This is a genomic window from Shinella kummerowiae, assembly GCF_009827055.1.
Classification (GTDB): domain Bacteria; phylum Pseudomonadota; class Alphaproteobacteria; order Rhizobiales; family Rhizobiaceae; genus Shinella; species Shinella kummerowiae.
The window spans coordinates 412,120-429,693 of the sequence record NZ_WUMK01000001.1; the positions used below are offsets into that span (position 1 = coordinate 412,120).

The 17,574-nt window shown below is 62.2% G+C and carries 17 protein-coding genes and 1 other RNA gene; 6 read left to right on the forward strand and 12 right to left on the reverse strand.

Features of this window, described 5'->3' with window-relative positions; genetic code table 11:
* Positions 1-34 precede the first annotated feature (34 nt).
* From GR138_RS01920 to GR138_RS01960, 9 genes are all read right to left on the reverse strand, one after another.
* Positions 35-1,780: a peptidoglycan D,D-transpeptidase FtsI family protein gene (locus GR138_RS01920; RefSeq protein ID WP_160856919.1), complete on the reverse strand. Its 1,746-nt coding sequence runs from the start codon at positions 1,778-1,780 to the stop codon at positions 35-37.
* A complete protein-coding gene (gene ftsL / locus GR138_RS01925; RefSeq protein WP_160856920.1) occupies positions 1,780-2,181 on the reverse strand; it encodes a cell division protein FtsL in 402 nt (133 codons plus the stop codon). The genes GR138_RS01920 and ftsL overlap by 1 nt, the downstream gene beginning before the upstream one ends.
* Before the next feature lie 3 nt (positions 2,182-2,184).
* Positions 2,185-3,210: a 16S rRNA (cytosine(1402)-N(4))-methyltransferase RsmH gene (rsmH, locus tag GR138_RS01930; protein ID WP_160856921.1), complete on the reverse strand. Its 1,026-nt coding sequence runs from the start codon at positions 3,208-3,210 to the stop codon at positions 2,185-2,187.
* A 14-nt stretch (positions 3,211-3,224) separates the two neighbouring features.
* Positions 3,225-3,665 (reverse strand): division/cell wall cluster transcriptional repressor MraZ, encoded by a 441-nt coding sequence (gene mraZ / locus GR138_RS01935; protein WP_160856922.1) that lies wholly within the window; start codon positions 3,663-3,665, stop codon positions 3,225-3,227.
* A 421-nt stretch (positions 3,666-4,086) separates the two neighbouring features.
* Positions 4,087-4,482: RNase P RNA component class A (gene rnpB / locus GR138_RS01940), an RNA gene on the reverse strand.
* Positions 4,483-4,532: 50 nt separating this feature from the next.
* A complete protein-coding gene (locus GR138_RS01945; protein ID WP_160856923.1) occupies positions 4,533-5,714 on the reverse strand; it encodes an NAD(P)/FAD-dependent oxidoreductase in 1,182 nt (393 codons plus the stop codon).
* A gap of 79 nt (positions 5,715-5,793) precedes the next feature.
* Complete coding sequence (locus GR138_RS01950) at positions 5,794-6,453, reverse strand: lytic transglycosylase domain-containing protein (RefSeq protein ID WP_246200252.1); 660 nt, start codon at positions 6,451-6,453, stop codon at positions 5,794-5,796.
* A 226-nt stretch (positions 6,454-6,679) separates the two neighbouring features.
* Positions 6,680-7,444: an N-acetylmuramoyl-L-alanine amidase gene (locus GR138_RS01955; protein WP_160856924.1), complete on the reverse strand. Its 765-nt coding sequence runs from the start codon at positions 7,442-7,444 to the stop codon at positions 6,680-6,682.
* Entirely contained in the window at positions 7,441-8,181 is a 741-nt protein-coding gene (locus tag GR138_RS01960) for a J domain-containing protein (protein ID WP_160856925.1), read from the reverse strand. Before GR138_RS01960 ends, GR138_RS01955 begins: the two co-directional genes overlap by 4 nt.
* Before the next feature lie 307 nt (positions 8,182-8,488).
* Between GR138_RS01960 and GR138_RS01965 the strand changes: the two genes are divergently transcribed.
* From GR138_RS01965 to GR138_RS01975, 3 genes are all read left to right on the forward strand, one after another.
* Positions 8,489-9,703, forward strand: a complete 1,215-nt coding sequence (locus GR138_RS01965) for a pyrophosphate--fructose-6-phosphate 1-phosphotransferase (RefSeq protein WP_160856926.1) — start codon at positions 8,489-8,491, stop codon at positions 9,701-9,703.
* 115 nt (positions 9,704-9,818) lie between these two features.
* Entirely contained in the window at positions 9,819-10,448 is a 630-nt protein-coding gene (locus GR138_RS01970; RefSeq protein ID WP_160856927.1) for a LysE family translocator, read from the forward strand.
* Between the two features lie 132 nt (positions 10,449-10,580).
* A complete protein-coding gene (locus GR138_RS01975; RefSeq protein WP_160856928.1) occupies positions 10,581-11,513 on the forward strand; it encodes a lytic transglycosylase domain-containing protein in 933 nt (310 codons plus the stop codon).
* 13 nt (positions 11,514-11,526) lie between these two features.
* On the opposite strand, the gene GR138_RS01980 is transcribed toward GR138_RS01975, so the two are convergent.
* Complete coding sequence (locus GR138_RS01980; protein WP_160856929.1) at positions 11,527-12,114, reverse strand: GNAT family N-acetyltransferase; 588 nt, start codon at positions 12,112-12,114, stop codon at positions 11,527-11,529.
* An 81-nt stretch (positions 12,115-12,195) separates the two neighbouring features.
* Here GR138_RS01980 and GR138_RS01985 point away from each other — a divergent pair, with 81 nt between their 5' ends.
* A complete protein-coding gene (locus GR138_RS01985) occupies positions 12,196-12,597 on the forward strand; it encodes a ketosteroid isomerase-related protein (protein ID WP_160856930.1) in 402 nt (133 codons plus the stop codon).
* Here GR138_RS01985 and GR138_RS01990 read toward each other — a convergent pair.
* A complete protein-coding gene (locus GR138_RS01990; RefSeq protein ID WP_160856931.1) occupies positions 12,582-13,988 on the reverse strand; it encodes a serine hydrolase domain-containing protein in 1,407 nt (468 codons plus the stop codon). The genes GR138_RS01985 and GR138_RS01990 overlap by 16 nt on opposite strands.
* 77 nt (positions 13,989-14,065) lie before the next feature.
* The gene (locus GR138_RS01995; protein ID WP_160856932.1) at positions 14,066-15,625 is read right to left on the reverse strand and encodes a putative bifunctional diguanylate cyclase/phosphodiesterase; all 1,560 of its coding nucleotides are present in this window, start codon (positions 15,623-15,625) and stop codon (positions 14,066-14,068) included.
* A gap of 233 nt (positions 15,626-15,858) precedes the next feature.
* Between GR138_RS01995 and GR138_RS02000 the strand changes: the two genes are divergently transcribed.
* Positions 15,859-16,527 carry an outer membrane protein gene (locus tag GR138_RS02000; RefSeq protein WP_160856933.1) on the forward strand — a complete coding sequence of 223 codons (669 nt, stop codon included), beginning with the start codon at positions 15,859-15,861 and terminating at the stop codon, positions 16,525-16,527.
* A gap of 157 nt (positions 16,528-16,684) precedes the next feature.
* Positions 16,685-17,464 (forward strand): glycoside hydrolase family 25 protein, encoded by a 780-nt coding sequence (locus tag GR138_RS02005; protein ID WP_160856934.1) that lies wholly within the window; start codon positions 16,685-16,687, stop codon positions 17,462-17,464.
* The last annotated feature ends 110 nt before the right edge of the window (positions 17,465-17,574 follow it).

A 17,574-nucleotide genomic window follows, 5' to 3' on the forward strand; every position in this document is an offset into this window, starting at 1 on the left:
GTTCGTTTCCGAATCGGCGTCCCGTCTTCTCCATTCAATAAGACACAAGCAAGGCGGACCCGTCCTCACCAAATTTCGGCTTTACACCAAGAAGGGATGCCGAACGGCGGATGATCTCGCCGACCATCGGCGCAGCGTTGAGGCCGGCGGTGCGGCCACCGCCCTCACCCGTCTGCGGCGCATCGATGAAGGTGAGGACCACGTATTTCGGATCGTCGATCGGGAAGGCGGACAGGAAGGCGTTGAAGTTCTGCGTGTTGGAATAGCGCCCGCCGACGACCTTGTTGGCCGTGCCCGTCTTGCCGCCGACATTGAAGCCAGGGACCAGCGCACGCCGCCCCGAACCGTCATTTGCGTTGAGCTTGAAGAGGTAGCGCATCTTATCGACCGTGTCGGGATTGACGACGACCTTGGCGATCTCGTTTGCTTCTTCCGCGGTGCGCGGCAGGAAGGTCGGGTTGATCAGCCGGCCGCCGTTCATCAGGGCGGCCGCGGCCACTGCCGTCTGCAGCGGCGTCGTCGAGACGCCGTGGCCGAAAGAGATGGTGATGGAGTTGATCTTCTTCCATTCGCGCGGCTGCGACGGCGTCTTCACTTCTGGAAGCTCGGTCTCCATGCGGGTCAGCAGGCCCAAACGGGTCAGGAATTCCTTGTGGCCGGCGATGCCGACGACATCGGCCATCTTGGCCGTGCCGATGTTCGACGAATACTGGAAGATTTCGGGCACGGTCAGCACACGGTGCTTGCCATGGAAGTCCTTGATGGTGAAGCCGCCAATGCGGATCGGCGCGCGCGCGTCAAAACTGTCGGTGATCTTCACCTTGCCCGAATCGAGCGCCATGGCGGTGGTGAAGCTCTTGAAGGTCGAGCCCATCTCGAACGTGCCGTTCGACATGCGGTTCATCCAGCCGTCCTTGGCGCCGGCGGCCGGATTGTTCGGATCGTAGTCCGGCACGGAGGCCATGGCGAGGATCTCGCCGGTGTTGACGTCCATCACGACGGCACCGGCGGCAAGCGCCTTGTACTTTTCCATGCCTGTCGCCACGACGTCTCGTACGATCGCCTGTACGCGAAGATCGATGGAAAGCCGCACCGGCTCCAGCTTGGCATCGCTCGTCATGCCGATCGCGGCAAGGTCGGCGAGCCCCTGGCTGTCGATATAGCGCTCCATGCCGGCAATGCCGCGGTTGTCGATATTGACGTGACCGACGACGTGCGAGGCGGTGACGCCGCCCGGATAGAAACGGCGCTTCTCCGGGCGGAAGCCGACGCCGGGAATGCCGAGCGCCAGGATGCGGCTCTGCTGCTTGGGGGTGAGCTGGCGCTTCAGCCACTGGAAGCGGGATTTCGAAGTGAGCTTGCGGTAGATGCCACGGCGGTCGAGGTCCGGCATCACTGTGGCGAGCATTTCAACGGCTTCGTCCGCGTCGACGATCTTGTGCGGCTCGGCATAGAGCGAAACGGTGCGGATGTCGGTGGCGAGGATTTCGCCGTTGCGATCGACGATATCGGGGCGCGAGGCCATCAGGTGGTCGGCCGGGCCGATCGAGGAGACCGTTTCCGGCGAGGCCATGCCATACTGCACGAGGCGACCACCGATAACCGCATAGACCATGCCGAAGCAGCAGATGATGACGGCGACGCGGCTGCGGGCCTGCGAGCCGGAGCGCTTGCGCGTGCCTTCGAAGACCTGCCGGTTGGCGCCGGTCCGGTTGTTGTTGCCGCCGGCGCTGAAATGCGCCTTGCTCTTGAGGTCCATGATGCGGGAGAGAAACGACATCAGTTTGCCACCGATCCAGTCTGGATTGCGTCCGTGCCCGAGGCCTTCTTCTTGTTCTTGGCGACCTTCTCGTCCTTCTTGCCGTCCTTTTCAGGCTCCAGCGCCGGCAGTTCGGCCATCGGCATCGGCAACTCGTTCGGCTGCGCAAGCTGGGTCGATTCGGTCGGCACGAGCTTCAGGTCGGTTTCGAAGGTCTTGACGAGACGGTTAAGGCGGTTCGGCTGGGTGAGAAGCGCCCAGTCGGCCTTGAGCAGGTCGATCGTGTCTTCCTCAAGCTTGATCTCGGCGTCGAGCTTGCGCACCTCTTCCAGCTTGTTCTCAGCCTGATGCTTGATCGAATAGGTGACGGTGGCTGCTGCGGTCATGACAGCGATCATCACGACATCAAGGGTACGGAACATCACTCAGCTTCCCATCTTCTCAAGGGCGGCAAGGTTGGGCAGGTTGAAAATGGACAGATCATCCGTCCCGGCAGGGGCGCTGGTGCGCTCGCCTGCCCTCAGCTTTGCGGATCGGGCACGTGGATTGATCGCACTCTCTTCGTCGCTGGCCGCCACCATAGGGCGCCCGACTGGTGCGAAGGTTGCGGCCTTGTCGTGAACTTCCGGCAGATGGCGCGATCCGGCGGCCTTTCCGGCACGATCCTGGAAGAATTTCTTGACGATGCGGTCTTCGAGCGAATGGAAGCTGACGATGACCAGGCGACCGCCCGGCTTCAGCGCACGCTCGGCGGCAAACAGCGCCTCGGCGAGTTCGCCGAGTTCGTCATTGACGAAAACGCGCAGCGCCTGGAAGACGCGCGTCGCCGGATGGATCTTGTCTTTCGCCTTGCGCGGCGTCGTCAACTCGATGAGGTTGGCAAGCTGGCGCGTCGTGGTGAAGGGTTCTTTCTCGCGCGCCTTCTCGATGGCGCGGGCGATGCGGCCGGCCTGCTTCTCTTCGCCGAGAAAACCGAAGATGCGGATAAGGTCGGAGACCTTTGCACGGTTGACCACGTCGGCTGCCGAAACGCCTGACGCGGACATGCGCATGTCAAGCGGGCCGTTCTTCTGGAACGAAAAACCGCGCCCGGCCTCGTCGATCTGCATGGAGGAAACGCCGATATCGAGCACGACGCCATCGAACCCGCCCGCGGGGGCATGCTCGGCAAGCGCGGAAAACCGCGATTGGATGAGCGTCAGACGCCCACCGGACGCTTCGACCAACGCCTGGCCGCCGGCAATGGCATTCGGATCACGGTCGAGCCCGATGACATTTGCGCCTTCGGCGAGGATGGCCGATGTATAGCCGCCCGCGCCAAACGTACCGTCGAGAATGACCTGGCCGGGTTTCGGCGCGAGCGCCGCGATGACCTCGGAGAGAAGAACCGGAATGTGACGGACCGGTCCGCCATCGGCATCAGAAAACCCTCCGCCAAGATCCGCCGTCATTCCGATTCTCCGTCTTACCCCGAGCCCAGACCTCGCAACCTGAACTCTTCCCGGGCCGCCGCCTGCGTGGCTTCGAATGCCTGCGGTGCCCAGAGCTGAAAATGATCCGCCCGACCGACAAAGGTCACGTCCGTGGTGATGCCCGTATAGTCCCGGATGAAATCCGTGACCGGCAGGCGCCCTTCCGAATCGAGCTTCATGAAGACCCCGCCCCCGTGAATGAGGAGCGACATCCGATTGGCTTTCGGCGAAAACGCATCCTCGCTGGCGATCTGGCGCTCGAAACGATCGAGCAGATCCAGTCCACCGACGCTGATCGCCGGAAACAAAAAATCCTGGAAGCAGTACAGCTCCCGGATGTCGCGGTGCGACAGGACGGATCGAAAAGCCGAAGGAACGGAAACCCTTCCCTTGGCATCGATCCTGTTCGTCGCATTCGACAGGAAGCGGTTCATGACACGATACAGCCGTTTCCCCTACCCCGACGCTGTGCATCCGCCCGGGCAAATCCAACACAACACAACGCGCACGAACCAGCCTTGATGCAGCGCGTTCGCGCCACACCGTCCCCAGCCGGCTTGCCTCAAAGCTTTGCGATGATCGGACGCTCATGCGTCCTCGTGCAGTGTGATTTTGGGATACCATGGGACCATATGGGCGTCAATGGGAAGAGACCTCATCCCCCGTGTTCAGACCGTCAAATGTTTATAAGGCGTTAAGTTTAACAAAAGGTTAGGAGAGACCTGCCAACGCCTTGTATTTGCAAAGCATGAAACACCATCCGCGTGCGTTTCGACGCGCAGCAAGGTATGCGCGAACCTCAAGGAATTCAGCGCATTAGCATGTCATAAAAAATCGTCTTCCGGAGAGAGATTTTTTGCCAGTTGGCCTGTAAGCCGGGTTCTGTATGGCCCCGGTTTGCACCGGAACGTGGCAGCCATTCATCTGGGACCGGACTTGCGCCCGGCCTCTTGCAACCCACCCGGATGACCGGCCCGGAAACGGGCTGAAACGCTTGCGCGTTTCGCGTCATCCCTATTCGGTTTTGCTCCCGGTGGGGTTTACCTTGCCAGCCCTGTTGCCAAGACCGCGGTGGGCTCTTACCCCACCCTTTCACCCTTACCTTCCAAGGAAGGCGGTTTGCTTTCTGTGGCACTTTCCCTGGGGTCGCCCCCGCCGGACGTTATCCGGCACCGTGTTTCCGTGGAGCCCGGACTTTCCTCACCTTGCGGCCTTTCGACCCTTGCAAAGCGCGGCTGCCCGGCCAACTGGCAGGCGCTGACTAGCCGATACCGGACCGAAAGACCAGAGATAAACGTGGCTTAACGGAAATGAACCGCAAAATCCGTCGCGTAGTCCGGCTCGTTGAGCCGGCCGCGAATCACCAGGTCGGCGCCGATGCGGCCGATCTCGTCGGAACTTTTCGCCGCCGCTCCGTTGCCGCCGGTCAAAAGCGCGATGCGATCGCTCTCGACGAAGCCTGCATAGGGATAGCCGTGCGGCGTATAGGACGTGACGCAGGGGATGGAAATCAGCCGCACCGGATCGAGATCCGGGATGGCGCGCGCCAGCAGATGCTTGAGATGCACGATCGCCTCCGACCGGCCCTCGCCGCGGAACCAGTCGCGGACAGCCTGCTCTTCCTCGATCTCGACCTCGGTCGGATCGCCGCCGATCTTGAGATAGGTCTGGCCATCCGGATAGACGATCGGCGGCAGGAAATAGAAATGGTCGGCGGGATCCGCACTCTCGTCGATCCACGACGGCATGTCGCGATAGGCCTCCGCCTGCGCCGGCGTCAGTTGCGCCAGCACGACGGTGCGCGCCTTTACGACGAGATCAGGTACCTTCGGCAACAACCCCGGCGCCCGCGAAAAGCCACCGGTCGCGACGAGGACACGTCCTCCGGTGACGGCGTCGCCAGACTTCAGCGTTACCGAAGCGCGGTCCCCCGCATCGGTGACCGAAACCACATCATCGAGGATGGAAATGCCGCCAGCTTTTTCCATGCAGACGACCTGCGCGGCGACCAGCTTGCGCGGATCGACATAACCCGCATTCCTCGCTTCGAAAACGCCCGCCGAGGTTTCCGGCAGGTCGAACCACGGAAAGCGGGCTTTGAGCGCAGCACGGTCGAGCAAGGGTGCATCCAGCGCATAGCGGCCAGCGACGGCCTCGACATTGCTAAGAAAGGCGCCGCCCGCCGCACCGGTGATCAGGCAGCCGGTCTCGCCATAGAAGGAAATACCGCTTTCCGCTTCTATGTCGCGGTAGCGGGCAATCGAGCGGTTGGCGAGCAAGGCCCAGTCCGGATTGCCGTCGATCGTGCGGGTAATGCGGCCGCTGTCGTAGTGGCTGGAAAAGACGCCGTCATGGGTCTTCCAGTCCGCCGGCTCTCCGCGCCCGACGAGCGCCATGGAGGCGCCCGTTTTTGCCAGGTGGCGCGCCGCCGCCGCCCCCATCATGCCCCTGCCTACAACGACGAAATCGAAATGCCGATCCATGCTTCATCCTCTTGCTCTACGGATGGATAGCATGGGCGCGGGCTGATTCCAGCCCGCGAAAAATCGCGCAGCGACGTGCTCAGTCGATGATGCTCTGGACCTTGCCGCAATAGCGCTTGGACACCGGGTTCATGCGCTTGGCGCCATGGCCGGCATTGTATTTCAGGATGGTGCCACAGGTCGTGCCGCCGGAAAGGTCATGCGCCATGGCGAGATACTTCATGCCGAACTTGATGTTGGTTTCCGGGTCGTACAGCCCCTTGGCACCACCGCGATAGCCCATCATGCGCGCTGTCGCCGGCTTGATCTGCATCAGGCCGATTTCGCCGGCACTGCCGCGGGCCCGCGGATTGAAGTTGCTCTCGACGCGAACGACGGCATGCGCGAGATCGACCGGAACGCCGTAGCTCTTGGCATAGGTCTGGATGAGGCTGGAATAGCTTGCCGCCTTCACACCTTCCGTCAGCGGGTTTTCCGCCTTGGGGTAGCCGGTCGTGCTCTTGAAGGTCTTCAGCTTGCCGACGACGACGCCGTTCTTGTTGACCACGGTCTTGCGCTTGTTGCGCTTGCTGGAAACCTTGCGGGGCTTTTCCTTGGCGGCAACGTCCTTCTTGGCGGAGGTCTCGAACAGATATCGTTTCTTGGCCGGGCCATTCTTGGCTTCGGCATGTGCCATACCGGCGGAAAATACAGACACACAAAGGCAGGCCGCGCTGATGGCAGCAAGAAGTCTTCTCATCTAGTTCCAGTCTCCAAAAGGCGCAAAGGCAGAGCCTTGGGCCGCGGCGGCATCCAGCCGCGCACCCTGCGCTGACGTCTCGATCCATGTTGATTGCGATCAGGCCCTGACCGCATGCTGCGCTGCAATGAACGCAGCCGGAAAAGACATGGCCAATCGGGTCAGGATGTGGCGAAGCGGTAAACTTCTGTTACAGACCGTAATATTCCAATATTCGGAAAGGCTGTCAGGCCGCCAAACGCGGCAGCGCGGAAAGCAGCCTGTGCAGGGTGTCTATGGTCGAAAAATCGGCGATGCCATCGACCCGATCCGGCCGGAAATGACGCTGGAAAGCGGCGACATCCCCTTCCGTTTTTTCCGAATAAAATCCATTGATTTCCGTGCCATAGCCGTAAAGCGACAGCATGGTCTGCAGCGCCTCCACCGGCTGCCCGGCATCCCCCCGCTGGAAGAAGCGCCCACCGGCAATCGGCGATGGCTCCACCCAGTGCCCGACACCCGCCGCGTGCAGGCGGCTCCATGGGAATTTTTCTCCCGGATCGACCTTGCGAATCGGGGCCACATCGGAGTGCGCAAGCACCCGCTCCGGGGCGATTTTCCACCTTCTGCCACAATCGAGACACAGTTCGACGACCGCATTCACCTGTATTTCAGGGAAATCCGGTAGTCCGCCGGGGTGGCCGGCATTGGCGATCTCGATGCCGATCGAGGCCGAGTTGATATCGACTTCGCCCTTCCAGGCGCTTTTCCCGGCGTGCCAGGCGCGGTCCGCCTCGCGCACGAGTTGCTCGATGCGGCCATCCTCATGCACGAAGTAGTGGCAGGAGACCTGGCTTTCTGGCGCACGAAGCCATTTCAGCGCCCCGTCCGCCGTTTCCATGCCGGTATAATGCAGGAGGATGATGTCTGGTTCCCGGCTGCCAGCGCGCTCGCCAAAATTCGGCGACGGCGCGGCGGTCGCACCGGAATAATCACATGTGAATGCGCTCATGCAGCGCAGCGTTCCTTCTCGATCGCCTCATAGGCAGCGTTGAGCGCGGCCATGCGGTCGTTCGCAATCTGCTGGAACTCGGCCGGCACGCCACGCGCCACCAGCCTATCAGGATGGTTCTCCGAGGCAAGCACGCGATAGCGCTTGCGGATCTCGGTGAAGTCGTCGCTCGGCTTCACGCCGAGCACCTTGTAGGGGTCGCGGCCGCTGACATGGACATGGCGCGCGGTAATCTGCTCGAAGCGCTCGTCGACCATACCGAAGATTTCCGCGACGCGGCCGAGGAAGGCCATTTCCTTGTCGTGGATCAGCCCGTCCGCCTTGGCGATATGGAACAGGCCGTCGACAATATCCTCGAGGATCGGGCAGTTCTTCTCGCAGGAGACGCAGAGCGCCATCATCTTTTCGGCATAGGCCTCGTAGCCGGCGACATCCTGGCGCGCGAGGTTATAGAGCCGCGCGACATTGGCCGCCTGGTTATCCGGGTATTTGAAGATGTCCTTGAAGGCATCGACTTCGGCAGTCGTGACGATGCCGTCGGCCTTCGCCATCTTGGCCGAAAGCGCGATCATCGCGACGGAAAACGCCACCTGCTTGCGGGTTTCCGGGTCGCCTTCGAACAAGGTGCGCACAGCCTCAACCACGCCGGACAGCACATTGCTGGCGGCATCGGAGACCATGCCGACGAGACGATCCCACACGGCACTGATGAAGCAACTGGGCGAATTCTGGAACATAAGGTGATTTTGATCAGACAATTGCAGGGAAAGCAAGGCATGAAGCCGCCATTTCGCCCCGAATGACAAAATTTTGATGGCCCTCATGAAGTGGCGCCATCGAAATATGATGCGATTGAATTTTCGCCTGCCGGGCACAGCAGACAATCCGTCATGGAATGCGGATAAGTTCGCCGCGCCGTTCCCCTTCAGGGGAATTTGCGCTACGAGCAACACCAGCAAAAGTGCGAAGCGGTTTTGCGTCCGGCGCTGCGGAAACAAAGACCGGAACGCCGACCATCGAGACTGCCGAAACCGAGGAGGAATTATGGCCAAGCAGAAAGTCGCAATGCTGACCGCCGGCGGGCTCGCGCCCTGTCTGTCGTCCGCTGTCGGAGGCCTCATCGAGCGTTACAGCGACGTCGCCCCGGATATCGAGCTCGTCGCCTATCGCTCCGGCTACCAGGGCCTGCTCCTTGCCGACCGTATCGAAATCACCAGGGACATGCGCGAGAAGGCGCCCCTCCTCCACCGTTATGGCGGCTCGCCGATCGGCAACAGCCGCGTGAAGCTCACCAACGCGGCCGACTGCGTGAAGCGCGGCCTCGTCAAGGAAGGCGAAAACCCGCTGCGCGTGGCGGCCGAGCGCCTCGCCAAGGACGGCATCACCATCCTGCACACGATCGGTGGTGACGACACCAACACGACGGCGGCCGACCTCGCCGCCTATCTCGGTGCCAACGGCTACAACCTCACCGTCGTCGGCCTGCCGAAGACCGTCGACAACGACGTCGTGCCGATCCGCCAGTCGCTCGGCGCCTGGACGGCCGCCGAAGTCGGCGCCGGTTTCTTCGACCATGTCAGCAACGAGCAGAGTGCCGCGCCGAAAACCCTCGTCGTGCACGAAGTGATGGGCCGCCATTGCGGCTGGCTCACCGCCGCCACGGCCCGCGCCTATATCCAGAAGACCAACGGCAACGAATATGTCGATGGCTTCATGATGAACAAGCAGCTGAAGAACATCGACGGTCTCTACCTGCCGGAACTGGACTTCAACCTGGAAAGCGAAGCCGAACGCCTGAAGTCGATCATGGACCGCGCCGGCTTCGTGACACTCTTCGTCTCGGAAGGCGCCTGCCTCGACGCCATCGTCGCCGACCGGGAAGCTGCTGGCGAAACCGTCAAGCGCGACGCCTTCGGCCATGTGAAGATCGACACAATCAATGTCGGCAACTGGTTCTCCAAGCAGTTTGCAACACTGCTTGGCGCCGAACGCGCCATGGTGCAGAAGTCGGGCTACTACGCCCGCTCCGCTCCGGCCAACCGTGATGACCTGCGCCTTATCCAGAGCATGACCGACCTTGCCGTCGAAAGCGCGCTGAACAAGGTGTCCGGCGTCACCGGCCACGACGAAGGCCAGGGCGGCAAGCTGCGCACCATCGAGTTCCCGCGCATCAAGGGCGGCAAGCACTTCGACACCTCGGCCAAATGGTTCGGCGACGTCATGGACGTCATCGGCCAGAAGTGGAAGCCTGCCGCTTAACGCACACCGCGCGATGTGCGTCGCGGTTTTGCGTGACACACGCGAATATCGGGCTTGACGACAAAAAATTGCAATGGCTTGCTCCCTGGATTGCACTCGATCCGGGGAGTTTTTCATGTCCTTCGAACATTGGCTTGCCTTTGCCGCCGCATCCGCCGTCATGCTCGCCATTCCAGGCCCGACGATCCTCCTCGTGATCTCCTATGCGCTCGGCCATGGCCGCCGTACGGCGGGCGCGACCGTCGCCGGCGTGGCGCTCGGCGATTTCACGGCCATGACCGCCTCGATGCTGGGCCTCGGCGCCCTGCTCGCCACCTCGGCAACGATCTTCACCGTCCTGAAATGGGTGGGGGCCGCCTATCTCATCTGGCTCGGCATCAAGCTGTGGCGCGCACCGGTCTCGGCTGGCACAGAAGGCGAGGCCCCGGCGGAGGAAAAATCCTTCCGCATCTTCGCCCACGCCTATGTGGTGACGGCGCTGAACCCGAAGAGCATCGTCTTCTTCGTCGCCTTCCTGCCGCAGTTCCTCGATCTGTCGCAGCCCATGCTGCCGCAGATGGTGATCTTCGAAATCACCTTCCTCGTGCTGGCGACGCTGAACGCCTTTTCCTATGCCCTGCTCGCCTCCGCCGCGCGCAAGACGATCCGCAAACCATCCGTCCAGAAGGCCGTCAACCGCACCGGCGGCACGCTTTTGATCGGCGCCGGATTGCTGACGGCGGGGCTCAAGCGAGCGACCGCCTGACGCATCGCGAGGCCTACGGGTTGCCGCGTCCCGTCCGATCGGTTAATGACGGGACACGGCCACGGCCGGTTGATTTGCAAAACGCCCGGGCGTTCCAGCGCCCAGCACCCCGGCAAAGCGAGAACGACGACCATGGCTGACACTTCCGCTCCCCGTCCGGCACGCTTTGCAGCGCTTGCCTGCGCAGGCCTTCTTGCAACGCTTGCAGGCTGCGCCAGCGTCGCCGACGATGCGACGACAGCGAAGGCCGTGAAGCCCACTACGGCGACGACAGACATTGCCGCGGCCGATGGCACGACGACCGAAGTCGCCTATGCCGCCATGCCTGCGGCAAAGCCCGGTACGGAAAACACGCCGGAAGCCTTGCCGACGCCGATCGTAGTGGCGGGCGAGATCGCCGGCGCCGCCGTTCCGGTCTCGGCGCTTGCCGAGGCGAAGCCGGTTACGGGCGCTGCCGCCGCCACCGCCGCCCTTGCCGGCAACACGGTTGAAACAGCCAGCGCGGCCGCCGGCATGCAGCAGGGTTATGATACCGTCATCGGCGTGTCTGTGATGGAGCCGGGCTTCGACAGCGGGGAGCCGGAAGGCCTCGAACAGCTCGTCGCCACCCGCAAGATCGTGCCGATGGCAAAACCCGCGCTGATCAGCAATGCGGTTCTGACCACCGAAACGCGCCTCATGGTTCCGCAGGCGGAGCAGCCATTCAAGAAATCCGGCACGCCGATCGACGCGCTGATCACCAAATATGCGGCCCTCTACGGCATTCCCGAATCGCTTTTGCATCGTGTCGTGAAGCGTGAAAGCACCTACAATCCGAGGGCTTACAATCGCGGCCACTATGGCCTGATGCAGATCAAGTACGCCACGGCGAAAAGCATGGGCTTCGACGGCCCGGCCGAAGGCCTGTTCGACGCCGAGACGAACATCAAATATGCCGGAAAATACTTACGCGGTGCCTGGATGGTGGCCGACGACAAGAATGACGGCGCCGTGCGCCTCTATGCGGCCGGCTACTACTACCACGCCAAGCGCAAGGGCCTGCTCGACGAGACCGGCCTGAGATAAGCCGGCCTCCCGGTCAGCGCGCCGGCTTCAGCCAGAACGACATCGGTTTTTCCGTTTCGTCCGCCTCACCGATATCCTGCCAGGCGAGCATCGTGCGCAAATCGTCGCGGTGCGCATAACCGCGCTTGCCCCAAAAGTCATCGAGCGGCACATAGTCCGCCGGGCGCAGCGAATGATCCTTCGGCCGTTCGACGGCACAGAATGCGCACCAGTCGAAACGCCCGAGGCGTCTTGCATAGCGCTCCCGTTCCTCGAAGAAGCGCACGCCGAGCCCCCTGCCCCGATAGCTCGAAAGCAGGACGGATTCACCGAAATAGAACACCGTCTCCGGCGCGATACCCGCCGTGACGAACGGCGCTCTGAAGACGTCCGAGGCATCCGTCATCGGCACGCCCGTCGAGGCGCCGACAATGCGCGCGCCATCGAGCGCCAGCACGAAAAGGCTTTCCGGTGACTGCGCATAGGTCGCAAGATAGGAGGCCTCATAATCCTCGCTCCCCTCGTAGAGATAGGGAAAGGCGCGAAAGACCTCGGTGCGCAGGCGCGCAAGATCCGCGATGTAGGGTGTCACCTCCTGGCCATGGACAATCTTGACCTGCATGATCCTTGAATGTTCCCAAAGGTTTGAGCAATGTTATAAGGCGATCGGGTTCGCCCGTGCGACAACACTATGAGGGATGGCATGCCAGCAAAAGAGACGATCCGCGCCTACTACGATGCTTTCAACAGGCAGGACATGGAAAGCTTCTTCGATCTCCTGCATGACGATGTCGTGCACGACATCAACCAGGGCGGACGCCAGGTCGGCAAGGCCGCCTTCCGCGATTTCATGGCGCACATGAACCGCAGCTACCGCGAGACGCTGACCGACATCGTGATCATGTCGAGCGAGGACGGCCGGCGTGGCGCTGCGGAATTCGTCGTCAACGGCCAGTATCTCGCCACCGACGAAGGCCTGCCGGAGGCAAACGGCCAGACCTATGTGCTGCCGGCCGGCGCCTTCTTCGAGATTCGCGACGGCAAGGTCGCACGCATCTCCAACACCTATAATCTCAATGACTGGATCGCTCAGGTCGGCGCCTGACCGGCCTGAAGGTCGCCCGACTCGATGAGGTCGAGGACGCGCTTGATCAACGGTTGGGGCTGGTAGCCGAGTTTCGACGGCGTCAGCCCCAGCCGGATCACCGCGAGCTTGCGTGACGGAATAATCGTCGCCGACTGGCCGTCATGCCCGCGCAGCCAGAACGTATCGGCCGGCAGACCATGCTCCGCATCGGTTTTCGGTCCCGGCCCGCGCAGCCAGGTTTGCATGCGGCTGTAGGTGCCGTTCGACGCTTTCGTCGGTGTCGCCATGGCCGTGACGAAACCGTCCGGCAGCAGCCGGTCTCCCTTCCACACACCATCGTTCAAAAGCAGGAGCGAGAACCGCGCCCAGTCGCGCGCCGTCGCATAGAGATAGGACGAGCCGGCGAAGATGCCGGTCTCATCCACTTCCATCACGGCGCTCGCCATGCCGAGCGGCATGAAAAGGGCACGCGACGGGAAGGACAGCGCCTGGCTTCGCCCGCCAAGCACGCCCATCCAGATCCGCGACAAGAGCACTGAGGTGCCGCTCGAATAATTGAACTTTTCGCCGCGATTGGCCTCGAGCGGTAACGACAGCACGAAGCGCGACATGTCCGGCTCGAGGAAGAGCATGCGGGTGACGTCCGTCACTTCGCCATAGTTCTCATTGAAGGCCAGCCCGCTCTCCATGGCGAGCAGATCGCCGAGCGTTATCTCCGCTCTCGCATCGCGGCGCCATTCAGGGAAAAACCCCTTCATGTCGGGCGAGAGCGCGCCCGCCTGCATCAGGCGGCCGATCAGCGCCGCGTTGACCGACTTGGTCATCGACCAGCCGAGCAGCGGCGTCGTTGCGGAAAACCCCGCCCCATACACTTCTGCAACGATACGACCATCGTGCACCACCACGATTGCCCGCATGCCCGGGCCCGTGAGCGCTCCATCGGCCAGGAGCGCCGAGAACCGCTCATCCGACGCCACAGCTTCACCATCGGGCCAGGCGACGGCGGGATCAGCCGGCGGGATTTTCGGAATCACCACGTCCGAAACGGCTTGCTGTGCCGCCCGGAAATCGCCATCCGGCACGCTGGCGCAGCCGAAACCGTCATGCCAGGCGGCATAACCCGGCGCGAAGAGACCGAGTAAATGAACCGTCACGGTCTTTTCGGAGAGATCGACATCCTGCCGCATGAGTTTCAGCAGCGGATGACCGGGGGCCTGAACGTCTTCGGCAAGCACCTGCTGCGCATCGCGGCCGGAAACGAAGACATTCGAGCAGACGATCTTGGCGGCATAACCGGATCCGACGCTCAGCAAGGCCGGCGGCGATACGATGAGCCAGCTCGCCCCCACGATGAGGGCAACAACAAGGACGGAAAGCGTCCAGGCGGCCAGCCTGTAGAATCGTCTCATAGCGGCCTCTCCTTCCACCCCGGAAGACAATCAGGATTTGACTGTCATGGAAAGGTTTTTCGCGCGTGTGACAGGCGTCACGCCGACAGCCGGTTTTCTTCTGGTGACAGGAAGCGCCCGACCTCCGACGCAGCCACCGGTGCGGAAATCAGATAACCCTGCGCCTCGGACGCGCCGCGCCGGCGGATAAAATCGAGCTGGCTCTCGCATTCGATGCCTTCGACAGTGGTCGTTACCTGGAATGTCTGGCCAAGCTTGAGGATGATATCGACAAGATCGGCGTCCCGCTGGCTCTCCATCATCGCCCTTGCGAAGGAACGGTCGATCTTCAATTGGTCGATCGGAAAGGCCCTGAGATTGTTGATCGAGGAAAAACCGATGCCAAAATCGTCGAGTGCCACACGCACGCCATGGCTGCGCAGGTCGCCGAGGCTTTCACGGATCACCGTTTCATCGACCGAGAAGACGGATTCCGTCACTTCGATCGTCAGCCGTCCCGGTGCCAGCCCGGCTTCGGCAAGGCACTGCTTCACATAGTCGACGAAATCGCGATCCTTGAACTGGTCGCCGACCACATTGACGGCAACACCGGCCGGCCCCGGCCACTTCGCCGCCTCGAGGCAGGCCGCACGCACCACCCATTTGCCGAGCGGCAGGATAAGGCCAGTTTTTTCCGCCACCGGTATGAACAGGTCCGGCATGATCCGGCCCTTCTCCGGATGCCGCCAGCGCAGCAGCGCCTCGAACGAACGCACGGTGCGGCTCTCCACGCCGACGATTGGCTGGTATTCGAGGAAGAATTCATCCGCCTTGATCGCCCGCGCAAGATCGTGCTCGATGGCGGTGCGTTCCTTCACGTCCGCGGCCAGAGCTGCATCGAAGAAGCGGAAGCCGCTGCCAGGCGTCTCTTTCGCCTCGTAGAGCGCGACATCGGCGCGCTTCAGAAGCTCCGACATCGAAATATCGTCCGCCTCCATGAAGGTGACGCCGATGCTGCAACCGCTGGTAATGCGGGTTCGCTTCAAGTCGAACGGGTCTTCGAAAAGGCCGCAGATCGTGCGGCAGACGTCCTCGACCTTGCCGGTGGAGGGGCGTCCGCAGATCGTGACGACGAACTCGTCGCCGCCGAGCCGGTAGACGCGGGCCGTTGCCGCAAGCCCGCGGCGCAGACGCTCGCCGATCGCCGTCAGCAATTCGTCGCCGGCATCATGGCCGAGGCTGTCATTGACGAACTTGAAGCGATCGAGATCGAGCAGCAGCAAAGCCGGCCGGTTGTCATCGTCCCGCGCCTCGACGACCGCCTGGATATCCCGCTCCAGGCAGAAGCGGTTTGCAAGCCCGGTCAGGCGGTCGTGATAGGCATCGTGCGTCAGCTGCTGCTCGGTCTGCCGGCGCTGGTTGAGCTCTGCGAGCAACTGCGCCTTCGAACGCCCGATCTGGTAGAACCCGACGCCGAAAAAGACGGGCATCAGCGCCAGCGCCGTCGCGGTGGGGGCGGAAAAACCGAAAAGACTCGCCTGTGCATTGTCCCGCACAAGTTGGTCGGCGGCGATGCAGATGGTCGGCAGGAAAGCTCCGAAAATCGATCCCGCCAGCGCGTAACGCTGCTCGGTCTTCGGCAATAAGGTCTTCAACATCATGTAACCCTAAACCGTTGTTATCATGACAACAGGGCGCACCGGCCGGATATCGGCCTGTCGATGTTCTAGAGGACAAAGAATGACAGAGTGTTAAGGGACAGTTCGCGTCCGCCCCCCAGATTCAACGGGATTTCTAGGCCCTGGAACCATGGCGCGGCTCAAACGTTGGAATTGATGTTGTCATTCGTGCGTGGGGCTTCGCGCGTGTAACGAGTGGGAAGGACCATCAGATGAAATCCATGCTTTTCGGTGCCGCCGGCATTCTCGTCACGGCCGGGACACTCCCTGCTTTTGCAGCGGACGTAGCCATCTCCGAGCCGCCGGTGGAGACGCCGATCGTCGAAACGGCGGCCGGCGTCTACGACTGGGGCGGCTTCTATGTCGGTGTGAACACCGGCTATGCCTGGACCAATGCCAGTTCCGACGGCCCCGCACCCGCAATCGACCAGAGCCTCGACGGCTTCGCGCTGGGTGCCTTTGCCGGCTACAACATCTACAACAATGGCTGGGTCTACGGTGTCGAAGCCGATATCAAGCACGACTTCAACAATGACCGGTTCTCGTCGGGCGGCACGGACTATGAGGCGGAGACGAACTGGGGCGGCTCGGTCCGCGCCCGTCTCGGTTATGCCTTCGACCGCACGCTGATCTACGCGACGGGCGGTTGGGCCTTCACGCGGGCCGAACTCGAGAACAAGGATACCGGTGTGCGCGAGAAGGATACCGCGCATGGCTGGACGATCGGCGCCGGTGTCGAGCAGGCCATTACCGATACGGTGGCCGGCCGTCTCGAGTACCGCTACACCGACTATCGCAACTCCGACATCTTCAACGCTGCGGGCCGCGATGGCGATCTTGATTCGCATTCCATCATGCTCGGCGTCAGCATGAAGTTCTGATGTTGAAGCCGGGCGGTTCCCCCCGCCCGGCTTAACCGGCCGCTAACCATAATTTTACGCAAATATGCGAAAGGTCGAGACCCTGTCTCGCGCGCTCCTCTTTACGGCCCGCCGTCTTCAAGGCAGGATTAGGAAACGCGCGAACAACGGGACCCCCATGCGTCGGCTCATTCTGGCTCTCCTGCCCCTCGCCCTTCTCGCCACGTCCTGTTCCACCACCGACTACGACCTCGTATCGACCGCATCGGTGCCACCGCGTTTCGAGGACAAGGACCCGCAGGATTTCGGCGCTCGCACGCCGCATCGCCACCAGGTGCACGGCATCGACGTTTCCAAGTGGAACGGCGATATCGACTGGCCGGCCGTCAAGCAGGGTGGCGTTTCCTTCGCCTTCCTGAAGGCGACCGAGGGCACCGACCGGCTGGACAGCCGCTTTGCCGAATATTGGCGCGGTGCGCGCACGGCCGGTGTCGCCCACGCGCCCTATCACTTCTATTATTTCTGCTCGACGGCGGATGCGCAGGCGGACTGGTTCATCGCCAATGTGCCGAAGGAGGCCGTACAGCTGCCGCCGGTGCTGGACGCCGAATGGAACCCCGCCTCGCCGACCTGCAAGCTGCGCCCGCCGGCCGACGAGGTGCGCACGGCGCTGCAGCGCTTCATGGACCGCCTCGAAAAACATTACGGCAAGCGGCCCATCATCTACACGACGGTCGATTTCCACCGCGACAACCTCGTCGGCCATTTCGAGGGCTATCATTTCTGGCTGCGCTCGGTAGCAAACCACCCGGAAAACATCTATTCGGCGCGTAAATGGGCCTTCTGGCAATATACGTCCACCGGCGTGGTACCGGGCATTTCGACGGATACCGACATCAACGTCTATGCCGGCTCGGCGAAGAACTGGAACACGTGGGTCGCCTCGGTTTCCCGCTGATTGCCACAACATTTGGTGAGAAAGGGCGACAGCACGCCGCGGTTGCTTTTTTCTTCTTGCTTCGGTCACATTCATCTGAGACAGCCGGGCTCAATCCGAGCATGTCGCAC

Coding starts and splice junctions, on each gene's coding strand:
- GR138_RS01920 (WP_160856919.1), bottom strand. CDS start 1,780: ATGTCGTTTCTCTCCCGCATCATGGACCTCAAGAGCAAGGCGCATTTC.
- ftsL (WP_160856920.1), bottom strand. CDS start 2,181: ATGTTCCGTACCCTTGATGTCGTGATGATCGCTGTCATGACCGCAGCA.
- rsmH (WP_160856921.1), bottom strand. CDS start 3,210: ATGACGGCGGATCTTGGCGGAGGGTTTTCTGATGCCGATGGCGGACCG.
- mraZ (WP_160856922.1), bottom strand. CDS start 3,665: ATGAACCGCTTCCTGTCGAATGCGACGAACAGGATCGATGCCAAGGGA.
- GR138_RS01945 (WP_160856923.1), bottom strand. CDS start 5,714: ATGGATCGGCATTTCGATTTCGTCGTTGTAGGCAGGGGCATGATGGGG.
- GR138_RS01950 (WP_246200252.1), bottom strand. CDS start 6,453: ATGAGAAGACTTCTTGCTGCCATCAGCGCGGCCTGCCTTTGTGTGTCT.
- GR138_RS01955 (WP_160856924.1), bottom strand. CDS start 7,444: ATGAGCGCATTCACATGTGATTATTCCGGTGCGACCGCCGCGCCGTCG.
- GR138_RS01960 (WP_160856925.1), bottom strand. CDS start 8,181: ATGTTCCAGAATTCGCCCAGTTGCTTCATCAGTGCCGTGTGGGATCGT.
- GR138_RS01965 (WP_160856926.1), top strand. CDS start 8,489: ATGGCCAAGCAGAAAGTCGCAATGCTGACCGCCGGCGGGCTCGCGCCC.
- GR138_RS01970 (WP_160856927.1), top strand. CDS start 9,819: ATGTCCTTCGAACATTGGCTTGCCTTTGCCGCCGCATCCGCCGTCATG.
- GR138_RS01975 (WP_160856928.1), top strand. CDS start 10,581: ATGGCTGACACTTCCGCTCCCCGTCCGGCACGCTTTGCAGCGCTTGCC.
- GR138_RS01980 (WP_160856929.1), bottom strand. CDS start 12,114: ATGCAGGTCAAGATTGTCCATGGCCAGGAGGTGACACCCTACATCGCG.
- GR138_RS01985 (WP_160856930.1), top strand. CDS start 12,196: ATGCCAGCAAAAGAGACGATCCGCGCCTACTACGATGCTTTCAACAGG.
- GR138_RS01990 (WP_160856931.1), bottom strand. CDS start 13,988: ATGAGACGATTCTACAGGCTGGCCGCCTGGACGCTTTCCGTCCTTGTT.
- GR138_RS01995 (WP_160856932.1), bottom strand. CDS start 15,625: ATGTTGAAGACCTTATTGCCGAAGACCGAGCAGCGTTACGCGCTGGCG.
- GR138_RS02000 (WP_160856933.1), top strand. CDS start 15,859: ATGAAATCCATGCTTTTCGGTGCCGCCGGCATTCTCGTCACGGCCGGG.
- GR138_RS02005 (WP_160856934.1), top strand. CDS start 16,685: ATGCGTCGGCTCATTCTGGCTCTCCTGCCCCTCGCCCTTCTCGCCACG.